This window comes from Paenibacillus sp. GL_099_B (genome assembly GCF_057835695.1).
The window spans coordinates 374,985-391,427 of sequence record NZ_CM174430.1; the positions used below are offsets into that span (position 1 = coordinate 374,985).

The 16,443-nt window shown below is 46.4% G+C and carries 16 protein-coding genes; 5 read left to right on the forward strand and 11 right to left on the reverse strand.

The window, feature by feature from the left end; translation table 11 throughout:
- The first annotated feature begins 182 nt into the window (after positions 1 to 182).
- Positions 183 to 2,558 (forward strand): Ig-like domain-containing protein, encoded by a 2,376-nt coding sequence (locus tag AC3ITG_RS01830; protein ID WP_489252619.1) that lies wholly within the window; start codon positions 183 to 185, stop codon positions 2,556 to 2,558.
- A 202-nt stretch (positions 2,559 to 2,760) separates the two neighbouring features.
- Here the strand turns inward: AC3ITG_RS01830 and chrA are convergent, their stop codons facing one another.
- From chrA to AC3ITG_RS01870, 8 genes are all read right to left on the reverse strand, one after another.
- Entirely contained in the window at positions 2,761 to 3,306 is a 546-nt protein-coding gene (gene chrA, locus AC3ITG_RS01835) for a chromate efflux transporter ChrA (RefSeq protein ID WP_053780063.1), read from the reverse strand.
- 3 nt (positions 3,307 to 3,309) lie between these two features.
- Complete coding sequence (gene chrB, locus AC3ITG_RS01840) at positions 3,310 to 3,897, reverse strand: chromate efflux transporter ChrB (RefSeq protein WP_489252620.1); 588 nt, start codon at positions 3,895 to 3,897, stop codon at positions 3,310 to 3,312.
- Between the two features lie 12 nt (positions 3,898 to 3,909).
- Positions 3,910 to 4,404 carry a chromate efflux transcriptional regulator ChrS gene (gene chrS / locus AC3ITG_RS01845; RefSeq protein WP_063566298.1) on the reverse strand — a complete coding sequence of 165 codons (495 nt, stop codon included), beginning with the start codon at positions 4,402 to 4,404 and terminating at the stop codon, positions 3,910 to 3,912.
- 274 nt (positions 4,405 to 4,678) lie between these two features.
- Entirely contained in the window at positions 4,679 to 5,791 is a 1,113-nt protein-coding gene (locus AC3ITG_RS01850; RefSeq protein ID WP_489252621.1) for a PAS domain-containing sensor histidine kinase, read from the reverse strand.
- Positions 5,784 to 6,434 (reverse strand): response regulator, encoded by a 651-nt coding sequence (locus tag AC3ITG_RS01855; RefSeq protein WP_053780067.1) that lies wholly within the window; start codon positions 6,432 to 6,434, stop codon positions 5,784 to 5,786. Before AC3ITG_RS01855 ends, AC3ITG_RS01850 begins: the two co-directional genes overlap by 8 nt.
- Positions 6,435 to 6,555: 121 nt before the next feature.
- Positions 6,556 to 7,554: an ABC transporter substrate-binding protein gene (locus tag AC3ITG_RS01860; protein ID WP_489252622.1), complete on the reverse strand. Its 999-nt coding sequence runs from the start codon at positions 7,552 to 7,554 to the stop codon at positions 6,556 to 6,558.
- Positions 7,555 to 7,671: 117 nt separating this feature from the next.
- Positions 7,672 to 9,282, reverse strand: coding sequence for a helix-turn-helix domain-containing protein (locus AC3ITG_RS01865; RefSeq protein WP_489252623.1), 1,611 nt, complete (start codon positions 9,280 to 9,282; stop codon positions 7,672 to 7,674).
- Positions 9,283 to 9,498: 216 nt separating this feature from the next.
- A complete protein-coding gene (locus AC3ITG_RS01870) occupies positions 9,499 to 9,930 on the reverse strand; it encodes a GAF domain-containing protein (protein WP_489252624.1) in 432 nt (143 codons plus the stop codon).
- A 384-nt stretch (positions 9,931 to 10,314) separates the two neighbouring features.
- On the opposite strand from AC3ITG_RS01870, the gene AC3ITG_RS01875 reads away from it, so the two are divergent.
- A complete protein-coding gene (locus AC3ITG_RS01875) occupies positions 10,315 to 11,091 on the forward strand; it encodes a Crp/Fnr family transcriptional regulator (RefSeq protein ID WP_413374637.1) in 777 nt (258 codons plus the stop codon).
- Between the two features lie 281 nt (positions 11,092 to 11,372).
- Positions 11,373 to 12,443 (forward strand): serine hydrolase domain-containing protein, encoded by a 1,071-nt coding sequence (locus AC3ITG_RS01880; RefSeq protein WP_489252625.1) that lies wholly within the window; start codon positions 11,373 to 11,375, stop codon positions 12,441 to 12,443.
- 33 nt (positions 12,444 to 12,476) lie between these two features.
- On the opposite strand, the gene AC3ITG_RS01885 is transcribed toward AC3ITG_RS01880, so the two are convergent.
- The 3 genes from AC3ITG_RS01885 to AC3ITG_RS01895 form a co-directional block, all read right to left on the reverse strand.
- A complete protein-coding gene (locus AC3ITG_RS01885; RefSeq protein WP_413374647.1) occupies positions 12,477 to 13,019 on the reverse strand; it encodes a GNAT family N-acetyltransferase in 543 nt (180 codons plus the stop codon).
- 314 nt (positions 13,020 to 13,333) lie between these two features.
- The gene (locus AC3ITG_RS01890; RefSeq protein WP_162842450.1) at positions 13,334 to 13,489 is read right to left on the reverse strand and encodes a hypothetical protein; all 156 of its coding nucleotides are present in this window, start codon (positions 13,487 to 13,489) and stop codon (positions 13,334 to 13,336) included.
- A 153-nt stretch (positions 13,490 to 13,642) separates the two neighbouring features.
- Positions 13,643 to 13,936, reverse strand: a complete 294-nt coding sequence (locus AC3ITG_RS01895) for a hypothetical protein (RefSeq protein ID WP_489252626.1) — start codon at positions 13,934 to 13,936, stop codon at positions 13,643 to 13,645.
- A gap of 217 nt (positions 13,937 to 14,153) precedes the next feature.
- On the opposite strand from AC3ITG_RS01895, the gene AC3ITG_RS01900 reads away from it, so the two are divergent.
- Entirely contained in the window at positions 14,154 to 15,665 is a 1,512-nt protein-coding gene (locus AC3ITG_RS01900) for a DUF6359 domain-containing protein (RefSeq protein WP_489254393.1), read from the forward strand.
- Positions 15,666 to 15,810: 145 nt separating this feature from the next.
- On the forward strand, positions 15,811 to 16,440 hold the full coding sequence (cdaS, locus tag AC3ITG_RS01905; protein WP_099858713.1) for a sporulation-specific diadenylate cyclase CdaS: 630 nt from the start codon (positions 15,811 to 15,813) through the stop codon (positions 16,438 to 16,440).
- The last annotated feature ends 3 nt before the right edge of the window (positions 16,441 to 16,443 follow it).

Sequence of the window (16,443 nt, forward strand, 5' to 3'; positions counted from 1 at the left end):
ATTCAAAATAGTGACTATACATAGGTTATGCGTAATATTTGAGGGTATGAATCATTGAATTTTGGAGGAATCACTGAATGAATTCCCACTAATTTTCCTGAAAATTCCCTGAAAGTCTAAACATCTGGAAAGAACTTGCCGACATTAAACCTAAGGAACAAAATGATAAGAATCGGGGGGAAATGATGTTAAAGCCAAGATTGACCAAGTACATGGTGATGATGCTGGTATTGGTGCTGAGTATTTCCAACGTAGGCTTGGCCGCTGCGGCAGATAAAGAACTGTCCAAAATTGTAGTTTCCAAAAATGAGCTGTCGCTCGAAGTGGGTGATTCCAGTTCGGTTACGGTGACAGGAGTATATACCGATAATACATCGGCTAACGTAACAATCAGTTCTTCCTGGAGTAGCAGTGATACTTCGATAGCGACTGTATATAATGGTGCCATTACTGCCAAAAAGGAAGGTACGGCAACCATTACAACTTCGTATCTGTCTCAAAGTCAAACGGTTCAGGTGAATGTAACCAAAAAGGTCAAAGCCCTTTCCAAAAACGTGCAGTCGTTGGACTTGCGCACAGGGGATAGCAAAGACATTATTTTGACGGCAACTTACAGTGATAATACGACGAATGCAGATGCATCCAAAGTTGCTGAGTGGTCATCCGATGACGAGAAAGTGGCAACGGTTGTGAATGGTAAAGTTACTGGACAAAGCGCCGGTACAGCTGTCATCACAGGTAAAGTCGGCAGTCAAAGTGTGACTGTGGATGTTAACGTTGAGGTTGTTAAACGTGTGGATATGGACAAAAAGCAGGTCAATCTGCTGTTGAACAAAAGTGAAACTGTAAAATTGACAGCTACCTATCCAGATGGCACAACCAAAGATGTAACAGATCTTGCAGAGTGGACGTCAAGTAATGAAAAAGTAGCAGATGTATTAAAAGGTGAAATCACAGGATACTCGGCAGGTTCTGCTAAGATTACAGCCAAATACGGAACGAAATCCGTATCAGTAGATGTGGATGTTGATCTGACAAGCAAACTGAGTGTGGAGAAACAGAGCATTTTCTTCCGTTTGAGCGAGTCCAATAAAACGGCAAATGTAGTATTGACTGCCTCTTACCCGAATAGCGCTGATGTGAATGTAACGGATCAAGCGACATGGACATCCAGCAACGAGAAGGTAGCGACGGTATTCAAGGGACAAGTTACAGCGATTGGCGCGGGTTCTACGACAATCAAAGCAACGTATAGCGGCAAAACAGTGGAAATCACGGTTGACGTTGATACGGCAAGATATCTGGATATTGCTGGTGTCGAAGATAAACTGGCTATGAGCGTTACAGGTGATAACAAAACCAAGAAACTGGTAGCCAATGCAGAATATATTGATGCAAGTACAGAAAACGTAACTTCCAAAGCAACTTGGACATCCAGCAATGCGGATGTTGTATATGTATCTGGCGGCGAGCTGATTGCTTATAAATCAGGAACAGCGACCATCACTGCGGCATACGGCGGCAAAACCGTTAAATTCACAGTGAATGTAGACGTTCCAGACAAGTATGAAATGGACAAGAAAAAAGCTTCTGTAGCCGTTGGTGGTACATTGTCTGTGAAAGTATTGGCTGTATACGGTGATACATCCAAAGACGTGTCCGAAGATGCGGATTGGAGCAGCAGCAGTGAGAAACTCGCTGAAGTGGACAGCAAAGGTGTCGTGACGGGTATTGCAACAGGTAAAGTAACCATCACAGCCAAAATTGAAGGTAAAACGTTAACTCTGCCTGTTGAAGTAGGCATGGCTAGTGGGCTGGAAGCAGATTTAAACTTTGTGGTGTTGTCCTCCAAGGAAACACAGCAAATCGTACTCACAGCTACGGATGAAGATGGTTTGACCAAGGATGTTTCATCCGATGCAACATGGAAATCAAGCAACTCCCGCGTAGCCGATGTGAAAAAAGGGGTTATCACTGCCAACAGCAGCGGTAAAGCCAATATCACGGCTGAATATGGTTCCAACAAAGTGACCATTCAGGTTGAAGTGGACGTTATCTCACGCATTGAAGCATCCCAACCGGCTCTTTCCCTGAAAACAGGTGATTCCGCTGACCTTACCGTTACTGCTTATCTGAGCGATGGCAGTGAGCGTGATGTCACGGACAAAGCGGAATGGAAAACCAACAGCTACAAAGTAGCTCAGGTAACCAAAGGTAAAGTAAAAGCGACAGGTTCAGGTAAAGCAAAAATTACAGCGAAGTACGGCAGCAAGACGGTAACCATTGCAGTCGATGTAGATACACTGAAATATTTGCAAACCGATAAAGTAACCCTGACCATGAAGCCTGGTGACAAGGCAACTCTGGTTGCTACAGCAACGTATGCCGATGGCAGCGAAGCGAACGTATCCAAGCCGGCACTTTGGAAATCTTCCCGTATTGCGACAGCATCGGTGAAGGATGGCATCATCCAGGCCAATGGCAAGGGTAAAGCAACCATTACTGTAACTTATGCAGGTGTGAAAACCAAAGTAAGTGTAGTCGTTGAAGCGAAATAATATTTTCAAGTACGAAGGTAAAACAAGCAATTCTATATGCGGTGATGACAGCTTAAATGCTGGCATCACCGTTTTTTTATGGGGAAAATACAAGAGAACTAACAATACAAAAAAGAAACGCCCCGGCACTTGTGCATACATCCACATTGGACGTACATCAACGTTGTTCCAGAACGTTCCTCGAATCTGAATAATGAATGAATTACATCGTATGAGACAGAACCAGCGCACCGTATGCAAAAGCAATGACGATGAGGATGGCTGGATGCAGCTTGGTCTTGGTCATGACCCAAAGCGAGATCCCTGCAATGATCAATGTCTGCCAAATGCCGATGGAATTGGTGGATACCTGACCGAATTCCCATGTAAGTAAGATCATAAGTACAGCAATAACCGGTTGTACGAGCAACGTCATCCCTTTCACCTTTGGTGAAGTGCGATGCTTGTTCAGTAAACGAAGCAGCAGAATTAACGCGACAGCAGAAGGTACAACTGTGGCAAAACTGGCGATGAATGCACCAAACCAGCCAGCCACCTGATAACCGACAAAGGCGGCAATTTTGGTCGCGATCGGACCGGGAAGTGCATTACCGATGGCAAGTACATCACCGAATTGTTCCGTGGTCATCCACTTGTAGTGGTTGACCACTTCTTCCTGCATTAACGGAATGGAGGCGGGGCCGCCCCCGTATCCCAATATATTGGCTACAAAAAATCCCCAAAACAACTCCCACCATGTCTGAAGCATCGCTTAGGACACCCCCTTGTCGGAATTGCCCTTGGATTTGAAACGCTTGACCACATCCAGATGGAAGACGCCATATCCGAGGAAGACGGCAATCACAATACCGGGGTGAATATCCAGCAGCTGCAACAGTACAAATGCAAGGACACCGAACAGGACGGCAAAGGTTGTACCGAGTCCCTTCCATGCTTTCTTCGCGAATTCGTAAGCCATCATGCCAAGCATGACAAAAATGACCGGGCGAACAGCTGCAACCATGCCCGCTACGATTTTCGATTCGCGCAGCGCGTACATGGAACCAAGCAGCGCAATGATGGCGATGCTCGTCGGCAAAATGTGGGCCAGGACGGACACAATAGCACCCAGCACGCCCTTCGTTTTATACCCGAGATACGCGGCCATCTTGGTCGCAATGGGACCAGGCAGAGCGTTGGCAATGGCCAAAATCTCGCCAAACTCATCATCGCTCACCCACTTATAGCGGGTAACGGCTTCATAACGGATCAGCGGAATAACCGAGGGGCCGCCGCCATATCCCAAAATTCCGGTTCGTACCATCCCAATGACGAGACCGTTGTAATCTTTCCAACTCATGCTGATTTCCTCCTAGAGTCTCATGCCCATTCGGCTTTTATATCGTTTTAACAACAGCTGTGATTCTACCTTGACGATGCCCGGCATCTTGTAGAGTTTCTCCAGCAGGAACTGCTCCATCTCTTCCATATCTGCAAAAATACCATGCATGTGCAGGGTACTCGGACCTGTCATATGATAGAGGCTGGTTACTGCGGGTTCTTCGTCCAGTTTCGCGGCCACTTCATCCAGGAATAGCGGTTCTACATCGACATTGAAAAAGGCAGAGACCTGAAGTCCGACTTTGCCTGGATTGATAACCACGGTGAAGCGTTCAATGATTCCCTTTTCGGATAAAGCATTAATGCGGGCCTGAACAGCCACACGGGACAAACCGATCTGTGCACCCAGATCGGTGTAGGATATCCGGCTATTTTGGTGAAGGGCGGCAATGATTTTACGATCGATTGCATCCAGATTGTGCATTTGCGGGATTTCTCCCCCTTTGGAGGAGCGTTTCTCTGACATGATTGACCATCCTTTTTTTTAACTATATAGAATAAAAAATTATGATAGGATCTACGTACAATTTGTATGCAGCATTCATATTTTAATGACGAATCGTAATTGGAGTCAATATATTTATTGTAAATGTTGAATTTATCTGACTCAGAGCTTTCATTTTGTCATTTTTACCAATTGGAGATGATGAAGAGACCGAGAGGCACATGAATCGGAAAAGAGACTGTTCACGGAGCACATCCGTAAACAGCCTTCTATACTAAGTACAGGTTGTATCGAGTTAATGAACAGTTTTGGGTAGACAAAGGGTAACTACAGTTCCTTCCCCAGGCTCCGAAGATACTACTAGTGTACCTCCGGCTCCACGGGCTCGCTCCTCCATGCTAAAAAGACCAACGCCGTTCCCAGCCGTCGTACCGTTGAACCCCGCGCCTCGGTCCTCGATTTTCACAACGGTTGCCTCTTCCGAATCTACCACCGTCACATGAGCTTCTGACACATCGGCGTACTTGGCTACATTGGTTAACGCCTCCTGAATAATGCGGTACATGGCGATCTCCCGGTTCATCTCCAGTCGTTTTCGCAGATTACATTCCAGTTCCACTTCAATCCCGTAGTGCCGGGTATAGTTCTCGATATACGTACGAATGGCCGGAACGACACCAAGGTCATCCAGTACGGAGGGTCTCAGCTCCCATGCCATGCCGCGTACATCCTCCATAATGCCCGTAACTTGTTTTCGCAGTGCTTCCACGCCAGATTGGGGCTGATCAGCCAACAGACGATCCATCTGAATGACGAGGGAGAAGAGACTCTGTCCAATGCCGTCATGCAGCTCACGAGAGATGCGACGTCGTTCCTCTTCCTGTATATTCATGACCTGGGTCATCATCGTCTGTAACTCGGCTTCGACCTGCTTTAACTTGGTTACCTCACTACGAACGGCCAAATACTGATAGGGCTCACCATCGTTATCGAGAAAAGGCACAATCGTTGTATTCACCCAATAATGGCTGCCATCTCTGGCACGGTTACGAATCTCTCCGTTCCACACTCGTCCGGAAGAGATGGTTTCCCACAGGTTCTTCATAAAGTTCTTGCCGTGATAGCCTGAATTAATGATCCGATGATCCTGGCCGATCAATTCTTCACGATCATATTGTGAGATTTCGCAAAACTTATCGTTTACATACTGGATTTTTCCTTTGCGGTCAGTGAGGGCTACAATGGACGACTCATCCAGGGCAAACTTCAGATCACTGAGTTGATGCAGGGAACCTTTCAGTCTGCTGCGGAATTCAGTATCTGTAATGTGACTGTCGATTTCCTCCAATAACTGACGCACAGGTTGGTCGGCAAATCCGCTAAGTCTGTTTTTGCGTGTGCTACTCAAAGTTCAGCAACCCCTTTTTCATCGCAAACTTCACCAGTTCCGGTCTGGTTCGAAGGCCAAGCTTCTCCATCAGATTGCTTTTGTGGGATTCGACCGTTTTGACACTGATCACCAGATGTTCAGCGATTTCCTTGTTGGCGTAACCCTTGGCAATCCAAGACAAAATCTCTTTCTCCCGCTCGGATAACGTGTCATACGGACCGGCGTTCTCCTGCTTCGCTTTGTCCAGGTATTCACTCATCAGCCGCTTGGTCGCACTTGGGTACAGATAGGCGCTACCCTCTGCTACGGAACGAATAGCGGCGAGCAATTCTTCATGCGGCGCGCTCTTGAGAATATATCCGGATGCTCCCGCGTGGATGGCGCGGAACAGATATTCTTCATCGTCATGCATGGTCAGGATCAAAATGGAGACATCCGGCATCAATTTCTTTAATTCAGCGGTAGCTGTCAGACCGTCTTTGCCTGGCGGCATGCTGAAATCCATTAAGACCACATCCGGCTTCAGTTCTTGTGCCTTGGCAATAGCTTCATCACCATCGGCCGCGTCTCCAACAATATGTATATCATTCTTTCCGTCGAGCAGGGCGATCAGCCCGGAGCGTACGACTACATGGTCGTCGACAACTAATAATTGAATCACATCATTTTCCTCCGATCCGGTTCCACAGTTCTTTCTTTATCATACCAAAAAAGAAAGCCATTCAGAGGGGAATCTCTGAATAGCTTCTTTTCTCTGTATATCGGACAAGAGGAATTAAACTTTAATTCTCTGTTTTACCGAAACGCTCCTTAATCATGTCTGCTATTTCCTGAACCTGTACTTCCACGGCAAGTGGATCATAGGGCCAGAAGCGTTCTCCGTCAAGTTTGAACACGCGATTGTTCTTCACGGCATCCAGGGATGACCAAACTGCTGAACCCTCATCCAGTGAACCTCCGTTGGACAAATCCAGGAAGATATAGTCACCTGCGTAATCTGCAAGCTTTTCCTCGGATATCGCTACGGTATCTTTATCCTGATCAATGAGCTCTTTCTGTACAATATCTGGTGCTTTCAGTCCGAGCTGTTGATAGATGGCCTGTCCACCGCGATTGACACCATCCCCGTTGATGTACCATTCTTTGCCGAACAGACTGAAGTTGGAGAAGGTTGTACCTTCCTTGACCAGTCCTTGAATAGACTCTTTGGCTGCCTTCACTTTTACTTCGAATTGGGATAACCAATCGTTGGCTGCCTTCTGTTTGTTAATGATTTCACCAAAAGCGGTGATTTCCTCATGGACATTGTCGTATGTTCCGTAAGGGATGATGAGTGTCGGCGCGATTTTACGATATTGCTCATTCAGTTTCTCATCTCCACCTACAGTAACGATCAGGTCAGGCTGAAGTGCCAAAATTTTCTCTACTGATCCGCCGTCAATCCGGCCAATGTCTGCCACGCCCTCAACGAGATCAAGCACATATGGGCTTTCCAGCTCATAATCTGGCGCGCCTACAGGCTTGATGCCAAGTGCCAGAAAATCAGCAAGGTAACCTTGCGTAACGATACGCTGAGGATTCACGGGAATTTCAACGTCTCCGTTAACCGTCGATATAACCTGTGTTTCTGCTTCGCTTGTCGCTGGTTGTTCTTCTGTTACGGCAGGTGCGGAGGCATTATTTTCTGTCGTTTCTTCCGCTTGACCTGAGCAACCAATAATTCCTATCACAAGTAAAAGGATTATGAGCCCGGCCCACCATTTTGATCTAACCCCTGTCATTCTGCTTCTCCCCAATCAATAATGATTATCTTTCTCAATAAAACCTCCTATGTATCGTAGCTTTTGTGCACAAGTATCGTCTATCTCAAAATGTGACCAATTGAGTATGGACAAATGTTACCTCGCCTTAACGCTATTCTCCCGAATCAGGATGTCTACCATAAGTTCAAGTTGCTTCTCCAGAGATAAGGCATCATTACACCAGAATTGTTCCAGCTGAAGAGGGTAAATGCGACGATTTCCGTTATTCATAACCTTGCGCCAGCCCGGGCGCTCTCTAAGTTTATCTGGTGAATCGTGATACAGGCCACCTTCATGTGCCGGAAGAACAAGAAACATATGATCTGCTGCATATTCTGCCAATTGGTCTTCTTCAATGTATTGATGATTGTCAGGTTCCAAAACATCACGGAGGATGTTGGGGTGGGGAGTAAGATGAAGTCCATAATATACGTTATAGGCTGCTCTGGCGGTTGCATTCCAGATACAAATGGTGCCGTCTTCCCACAGCTCATACAGACCAACCGTTTCTCCAGGCTTAATAAAATCCTTTAGTCGATCAGATTCGGTCCTGGCCCGTGTTGTGTAATGTTCGATCCAATCTTCGGCTGCCTGTTCTCGCCCTACAATTCGGCCAATCAGACGAACAGTCTCCAGTCGATCTAGTTGATTCCAAGGGAGCACAATGACCTGGGATATACGTTCAAGTTGTTCAAGCTTGTGCGGCAAGTAGTACAGATAATCTGGTGCGATGATCAAATCAATCGGTTCAGCGCGCAGTAATTCTTCCACGCCATGTTCATCCAGATCAATTACGTCATGCAGCTCATCCTGGATCAATGGAGACAGGGCCCAGGGAAGAAAGGAGGCCGCAACGGGTTGAACGCCGAGGGCAAGCAGGTCTCCTGTATACTGAACCGTTGCAATCCGTCTCGCACGTGGCTGCAATCGATACTCACTTGGGCTGATCCCGGTGAACTGCTTAAACTTGCGGCTTAAATATAAACCGTCAGCATAGCCTACCAGCAAGGCAATTTCATTCAATGTGGCCTGTGTGGATAGGAGGTATTGCTTTGCCTTATCCATCCGAACTCGGGTCAGATGAGCCTGGAAGCTGCGCCCCACCTGTTTTTGAAAAAATCTAGAGAAATAGCTTGCGTTAAATCCGGCCATGCGGGCAATGTCTTCCCGGGTGAGATGATCGCCGTAGTGATGATTAATATAGTAAAGAGCATCCCGAATTACACTGTCCACCATTTCTGTGGCAGGTTTAACCGCCAGCCTGAACAACTCAAGCAGCTCACTCAGTAGAAAATGGGATCGGGCTTCTTCAGTCATGATGCTGCCTGAACGTTTGTCGGAAAGTTCCTGAATAATGGCAAGAATCCGTAGCCCTTGTGAACTGGCTCCAGTCTTTGATCCATGTGCAGGCAAGTTCTCTGATGTAAGTTCATAGACACGCTTCTCATGGGACTCTTTCGTTAATCCGTATTCCAGAAAGCCGATATGATATACCGTGAAGGCAGAAGCAGGAGTATGTATGAGCTCCAGGGAGCATGGGGGATACAGGAAAAGGGTCTGGCCTTTATGTAAAACGCCATGTACTTGCCCATATTGGAAGTTCACCGTGGCTGTACAAGTCACCAGGGAAGGAGATTCTATGGAAATAAATCCGGTTTGCTGTGCAGCTTTCCAAGGAATCACACTGGCATTTGTCAGTACAAGCATATCTGTAGCCTCCTAGCCGTATGTTCTATCTTGAACATATCGATGTATGGACTCGATTATATCAATCTGTGAGAGAGCCGTCGATGTTCACAGAGGAGTGATGGCAAGGTGACTAATTAACGCTTGTCCAACTAAGAATAAACCATAATCAAAAGAAGTCTTGTTACTCCCATTAGGAAATAACAAGACTTCTTAGCGTATTACAGACATCTGTCTTTATCCGTACACTTTTGGCTGCAGCTGTATAGCGACCTGTTCGGTCTGATGGACCATCTCCGGTGAGAACGTGCAGGATAATCTGCTGCCAAGGAGCAACACGGCGCCAGGAACACTTCCTTGCTGGAACACAGGCACTGCTATGGCACATACCAACCGCTCCGCAAGCATTAACGGGCAACGGCCGGGTGTATGCTCCCCGGTGGATTGTGCATCAGATAGAGCGGTGCGTCCAGTTCGAAGTGCTGTGCCAACCAGATCTTGTCCGGGACGCATCTCCATGCGCTTCACACGTTCGTTGCTGGCGCCGGATGTATACTTCCAGCGCAGCATCGTGCCGGACAGACAGGCCAGTCCGCAAAAATCGCTGGAGGTACTCAGGCGCAGGCCGTCGATCATCTCCTGAATGCCAGATGGCAGTTCATCATGCATGAGAGGACACTTCCTTTTTTGGAATCATACCGTACGTTACGGTGTAATCAATCTCAATATCGTTAACCTGTGGTCAGGGAACATCTTAAAATAAGGGTATTTCGCTGCTGCTTCTATTGTAGCCCCTTTTTACCGTATTGTAATTCAGGGAAAACCCCTATTTCCGTTCTGCAATTTGCTGATCCTGTGTATGGACAGGCATTCAGGCCAGGAACGGCAAGGCTTTTTTTGATTACGGAGTCGTAAAGGTACCTCATAAGTGTGATTTATCTCACAGCAAATTCAGGGAGTTTCCCCGTGAGGTTCAGGTAATCCCCCGATAACCCCCACGCTATATTCGCGGTATGATGGATACATAAGGAAACACCGAGGGGGACGATGGTAATGGGTACGGTATTTAAAGAAAGAACAACCCAGGCGACACAACAAGAACAGACGGAGGCGAGCAAGATGACACGGGAGACAGGTGGAATCCTTTCGTTCGTGACAGCTGAGCAATGGGGCTTGATCGAGGCGAAGATGCAGCCTAAACGGGTAAAGTCGGGGTACAGTCTCTTTCTGGAAGGCGATGAAGCCGGATACCTGTACTACATTCGCTCGGGAAGAGTGAAGCTGACCAAGTCGACTGAGGATGGGAAAGAAATCATTTTATCGATTCAGCAAACCGGGGATCTGATTGGAGAGTTTGGCGGCATCGGCGGGTTATCCCATAGCTACAGTGCAGAGATGGCGGAAAAAGGGGAGCTAGGGATCATCTCGCTCAGCGACTTGGAAAGTGTGCTCAGCAAACACGGTGATCTTGCCTTGAAATTCCTGCAATGGATGGCGCTCGCCCAGCGTATCACCCAGTCGCGTTTCCGTGACCTCTTGCTCTATGGCAAGGCAGGTGCACTCGCATCGACGCTCATTCGCGCCAGCAACTCGTATGGCAGAATTACGCCGGATGGCATCGTGCTCGACATGAAGCTGAATCATACCGAGTTATCGGAAATGATTGGTGCCACGCGGGAGAGTGTAACGCGTATGTTGGGAGCCTGGAAAGAACAGGGGACGCTGGACACCCTGGATGGAAAGCTGATGATTCGTGACCTGGCAGCCTTGCGCTGCATGTGCGGATGTCCTACATTTCCAAGCTGCCCGGTAGAGCTGTGCCGATTGTAATGAAAGCAAGTTGAATAGGGTTGTACCTTCGATGGCGAATGGGGTCGTTACGGAGAAATCAAAAAAGCTGATGTCCGATTTACTCGGGGTCAGCTTTTTGGTGTGATATGAGCCGCTTGAAGCAGTGGTAATGAATCGAAAAGTTTAGAGGGTTCAGTTAACGGGGCAGGAAATCAAAAATTGGAAACGAATACATAGATTGGTTTGCCCGAAACAGGTTGATCAACGTAATTTCAACATTCGAATAATAAAAGAATCATAAAAAAGGAGTAAATTCTACCATGATGGATTTACAAAGTTTTGTTTCAGATTACACAAAAGATAAGAAACATTTACAGCTTGTTATCGGGATTGTTAGGGAGGGAGATGTTGAATACTATTCATTTGATAATAATAAAAAGAAAAGTATGATCCCTCCTGAGCATAAGTTGTTTGAGATCGGCTCCATAACCAAAGTTTTTACATCCATAATTTTATTAGAAATGGAAAAAGAAAAATTACTTTCCTCGGATGACAGTGTTGGTAAGTTCGTGCAAAACGTTGAAAACGATTATTTGAATAAGATTACCTTGAGAAGCCTTGCTACTCATACCTCTGGATTACCTATATTGGCAACCAACCACAATTTGGCTAAAAAAAGATCGAATCCTTATTCAATGTATACCGAGCAAGATTTAACTACTTTTTTATCTAATGCTGATTACACGGATAGGATAGGTTCGTTTGGATATTCCAATATCGGTGTAGGTTTACTGGGATACATACTATGTAAGGTGTCAGGAAGTACGTATGACGAACTGTTAAAAAAATATATAACGAGTCCATTAAAGATGAATGAGACAGCCGTTATGCTTGATTCAGAACAGAATGGCAGGTTTTTGAATGGACATGCTTCAACTGGGAAAAGAGTCCCTCATTGGGATCTTTCTATACATGAAGGAGCTGGGGGTATTAAGTCATCTGTTAGCGATTTGAGTTTATTTGTCCAAGCCAATCTAAATGATGATAATCCGATAGCCTCTACACTACAAAAAAGTCATCTCCCTATATGGATAGGAAATTCAAACCGTTATTTTGGGTGGGGTGAGGATAATCTTCTAGATAAAGGTATCCTCTGGCATAACGGGGGTTCAGCTGGTTTTAATAGTTATCTAGCTTTCAATAAGGAATTCCGTGTAGGAGTTGTATTGCTATCCAATTATTCTTTTTTCTCGAATTCTCGTATGGATTATTATTTTGCTCAATTCATAAAAATGATTACTAAAAAAGAGCCTTCTCAAGGAACGATGATAGACTCTACAGGTATAAAAATATTGGAAGAAATCATGCAGAGAGAAGCGTCATTGAAGTAACGGGAATCTATAGAAGTATTAGCCACCTAATCATTAGGTGGTTTTCTTATGGTTAATGAATTCCTTTGCAAGAATCGAATATAGACACGAATCATGATATTCCCCTTTGTAAAACCAATGCTCTCGCATCAGACCTTCACGCTGCATACCAATCTTCTGCATAACGTTCTCTGAAGCCTTGTTGTTCGGGCGGCATTTCGCATAAATACGGTGTACACCAAGTGTATTGAAGCCAAAGCCAAGCATGGCTCGGGCTGCTTCGGCAGCATACCCTTTTCCCTGATAAACGGGATTGAGCACATAACCGATCTCAGCATTCGTCTTTTCTATGTGAAGGCCAACACCACCGATCAGGATGCCCTCCTTTTTCAAGCATATCGCCAGTTCGAAGCCCTCTCGTGGTTGTGTTTGCTGTGAATTCAGCACAAATTCCACATAAGCTCGCGTATCTTCTTCCGTATTCGGTCCCCATGCCGTATGCTGAGTAACTTCTGTCATGGATGTGTAGCTATGTATACTTTCCCAGTCTGTCTCCAGAATATCCCGGATGATGAGTCGTTCGGTTTCCAATTGCATAGCTATTCCCTCCTATATAAATTGAACTAAAGAATATTTACACTTGCCACTCCGATGACAGAACAACCTTCCGATCGCTGTTATCCCCAGATTTTTTTGATTCCCTTTTTAAAGGAGAAAATCCGGGGATAAAGGCGAAGCGTATGCTTCCGATGCAGCTTTCTTTCAGAAAGCTTTAGCTCCGCTTCTTCAGGTTATTTCTGTTCTCTCCGTTTCTCGTGTAAATGTTTAGTTCAATTATATAGTAAAACAAAAATAGCCCAATAACCGATTCGTGTAAAGAATGGGTTACGAGCTATGTAAGTATAAGCATGCTATTGTGGTTGTTTACATTCAACTGCGGGATAAGTATAAGCCAGCTTGCGGATAATTTCCTTTTGCCATTTGGTGTCACCCAGGTTGGTTGCCAGGTTCAGAAGATCCAAATAATCGTCAAGCTGCAGATCAGCCTTTTGCAGAGTTGTATTCATTCGATGTTCGTTCCCCTTTATCTATAAAATCGTTAAGTCATGTACAGTAGGCAGAAGACTTGAGACAAGCTCAAGAATGATAATCATTATCACAGTTATATTATCATTATGCAATGAACGATGTCAAAATGCAATGCCAAGGCTCGAATGTACTCAACTTTTTTTCGAAAAAAGGCTCATCCACAGCACATAGGGAACGTACACACCCAGGTATGCAGACGGATAAAGAAACCATCCATTCAACAGGAAATGGTGAATTTCTGTGGTGAACGTTGTCATATGGGCATTCGTAGCGTACACATCACCTGCAATGACAGTGGCCGCACTATAGAAGCAAAGCAAGGCAAGTACATGGAAAACACGGGTCACCATCCGGGAGCGAAGTGTAACAAAAACCATAATCAGTGGAACAATTAGCAGGAGCAGAAGAAAAAGAAACTTCATCATACAGGTCTCCTTTGGGTTACTTTTGTTAACCAGTATGGGCAATTGGTGGAATTTCCAAAAGTTTTTTCAAACATTTTACAAAAAGAAAGAGGAATTCAGCATATGAACGATTAAATTAAAGGTGGATAACCCATTATCAGGTAATTACGAGGAGGAGAAGGCAAGTATGAAGAAAGCGATATGGCAGCATTGGATCGGGGCATTCCTGATCTTCATCATGATGGCGACGGCATTGCTTCAACCTGGTTCACAAGGTCCGGTACAGGCCGCTGCAGCACCTATTACGGTATCGCAGGCCATCGCTGCCCAGAGTGGCGGAGCAACGGCAACGGTGGAAGGATATATTGTTGGACATGCCACCGGTTCGCTTACAGCCAAGTTTACATCTCCTTACGCCAATGATTTTAACTTCCTGATTGCAGATTCAGCGACAGAGAAGACTAACGCGAAACTGCTCGACGTGCAGATTCCAGCGTCGTACCGCTCGCAATATGGACTGGCTACCAACCCGAATCTTGTGGGGCAGAAGGTTATAATAACCGGAACACTTGGCGCATATAACAGTTTTGCCGGAGTTAAGAATCCTACCTCAATCGCACTCTCCTCTGGAACAACCAATCCTGATCCTGATCCAGGCACAACGCTGCCGGATGGTACAGGGAAGAAAGTATTGTTCGACAACACGCATGCTCAGACAGCCGGGGCTGCGGACTGGATTATTGATGGGGCATTTTCGGACTTTGCGAATGGTTTGCGAAACGCGGGCTTTACCGTGGATCAGCTGGATCGCAGCATCCCGTATACCTTCGGTGAGCAAGCCATCACCTTTAATAAATTGAAAGATTATGATGTCTTCGTTATCGGCGAAGCGAACGTGCCTTTCAAAGCGACAGAGCAAGCTGCGCTGCTGCAATATGTACAGAATGGTGGCAGTGTCTTCTTCATTGCCGACCACTACAACGCAGACAGGAACAAAAACCGCTGGGATTCCTCCGAAGTATTCAACGGCTATCGCCGTGGTGCATTCTTGAATCCAGCCAAAGGCATGTCGTCAGCAGAAGCTGAATCTCCAGCCATGCAAGGCGTGACCAGTTCCGACTGGTTGGCATCCAACTTCGGTATTCGTTTCCGCTACAATGCACTGGGAGATGTTAATGCAACGGATATCGTCGCACCTTCGCAGTCGTTCGGCATTACAACTGGTGTTAGCGCAGTAGCTATGCATGCAGGTTCCACGCTTGCCATTATTGACCCGAACAAAGCCAAAGGTCTGGTGTATGTACCTAGTGGGGTTTCCAAATGGGGCAACGCGGTAGATCAGGGCGTATACAATGGCGGCGGACGAGCTGAAGGAGCCTACGCAGCGATCGCCAAGATCGGGGCAGGAAAAGCAGCATTTATCGGTGACTCCTCACCTGTTGAGGATGCCACTCCCAAATATCTACGTGAAGAAACAGGCGCTGCCAAAACAACGTATGATGGCTTCAAAGAAGTGAATGACGGTGTATTCCTCGTGAATACCGTGAAATGGCTTGCAGTGAAAGAAAGCTACACAAGTCTGTCTCAGGTCGCTGGACTGACATTGGATACGCCGACAAGTCTGCTTGCTATTGAAGCTCCGGCTTCTTCCACTGAGCCGCAAACCGAACCATGGGCTACACCGGCTGCAGGCTACAAATGGTACGATCCTACAACGTTTAAGGCAGGATCGTACGGCAAAGCGCAGTAAGATAAGCAGTAAGGAAAATATACGGAAAATCGGCCTGTTCGCCACAATTGCGGACAGGCTTTATTTTGCATAAATGCCCGGAGCAGAGGGAAACGTATGGGTAATTATGAATGATGAGTGAGATGCCAAGGTGAGGAGGAAGAACATGATGAATCGGCAAGCAGACTGCGACAGCTCGACCATGAGGCAGAAACTCAAAGGGGACCTCCATCGTGTGGCAGATCGAATGAACCAGACGTTATCCACCTTTGATCATGACAGTGTGTGTCTGCTGGGCCAATTTGCGGAGATTCGGGCCGAGATCAAGCAGATCGAGGTGCTGGCGTCTTCCTTTTATCTGGATTGTTATCTGTCTCCCTTCACGGAGAAATTTGCCGAACTGACTGCCAGTGTACAGCATTTGTCGGATCGCAGATATGGTGCGCTCATTGTAATTGAACGGGAAGTTCCGCTTGAACCAATTATCCACTCAGGGGTTGCAGTCGATGCCAGAGTCACGCATGCGTTGCTGGAATCGCTGTTTATACCGGGTGCACCTCTGCATGATGGGGCGGTGCTGATTCGGGGCAATCAGATTGTATCCGCGGGCAATGTATTGCCTTTGTCACAGGCCATTGCACATGAACGAAAAATTGGCACACGGCATAGGGCTGCTCTCGGATTGAGTGAGCTGACGGATGCGGTTGTGCTGGTTGTCTCGGAAGAGACCGGTCAAGCTTCATTCGCCGTGGGAGGGGATCTGCATCCCATCAACGTGGTTGAAACCTTGCCATGATTA

Excerpts from the sequence above, each read along its gene's own strand:
- AC3ITG_RS01830 (WP_489252619.1), top strand. The coding sequence starts at position 183 with ATGATGTTAAAGCCAAGATTGACCAAGTACATGGTGATGATGCTGGTA.
- chrA (WP_053780063.1), bottom strand. The coding sequence starts at position 3,306 with ATGCTTCAGACATGGTGGGAGTTGTTTTGGGGATTTTTTGTAGCCAAT.
- chrB (WP_489252620.1), bottom strand. The coding sequence starts at position 3,897 with ATGAGTTGGAAAGATTACAACGGTCTCGTCATTGGGATGGTACGAACC.
- chrS (WP_063566298.1), bottom strand. The coding sequence starts at position 4,404 with ATGTCAGAGAAACGCTCCTCCAAAGGGGGAGAAATCCCGCAAATGCAC.
- AC3ITG_RS01860 (WP_489252622.1), bottom strand. The coding sequence starts at position 7,554 with ATGACAGGGGTTAGATCAAAATGGTGGGCCGGGCTCATAATCCTTTTA.
- AC3ITG_RS01865 (WP_489252623.1), bottom strand. The coding sequence starts at position 9,282 with ATGCTTGTACTGACAAATGCCAGTGTGATTCCTTGGAAAGCTGCACAG.
- AC3ITG_RS01870 (WP_489252624.1), bottom strand. The coding sequence starts at position 9,930 with ATGCATGATGAACTGCCATCTGGCATTCAGGAGATGATCGACGGCCTG.
- AC3ITG_RS01875 (WP_413374637.1), top strand. The coding sequence starts at position 10,315 with ATGGGTACGGTATTTAAAGAAAGAACAACCCAGGCGACACAACAAGAA.
- AC3ITG_RS01880 (WP_489252625.1), top strand. The coding sequence starts at position 11,373 with ATGATGGATTTACAAAGTTTTGTTTCAGATTACACAAAAGATAAGAAA.
- AC3ITG_RS01885 (WP_413374647.1), bottom strand. The coding sequence starts at position 13,019 with ATGCAATTGGAAACCGAACGACTCATCATCCGGGATATTCTGGAGACA.
- AC3ITG_RS01890 (WP_162842450.1), bottom strand. The coding sequence starts at position 13,489 with ATGAATACAACTCTGCAAAAGGCTGATCTGCAGCTTGACGATTATTTG.
- AC3ITG_RS01895 (WP_489252626.1), bottom strand. The coding sequence starts at position 13,936 with ATGATGAAGTTTCTTTTTCTTCTGCTCCTGCTAATTGTTCCACTGATT.
- AC3ITG_RS01900 (WP_489254393.1), top strand. The coding sequence starts at position 14,154 with ATGATGGCGACGGCATTGCTTCAACCTGGTTCACAAGGTCCGGTACAG.
- cdaS (WP_099858713.1), top strand. The coding sequence starts at position 15,811 with ATGATGAATCGGCAAGCAGACTGCGACAGCTCGACCATGAGGCAGAAA.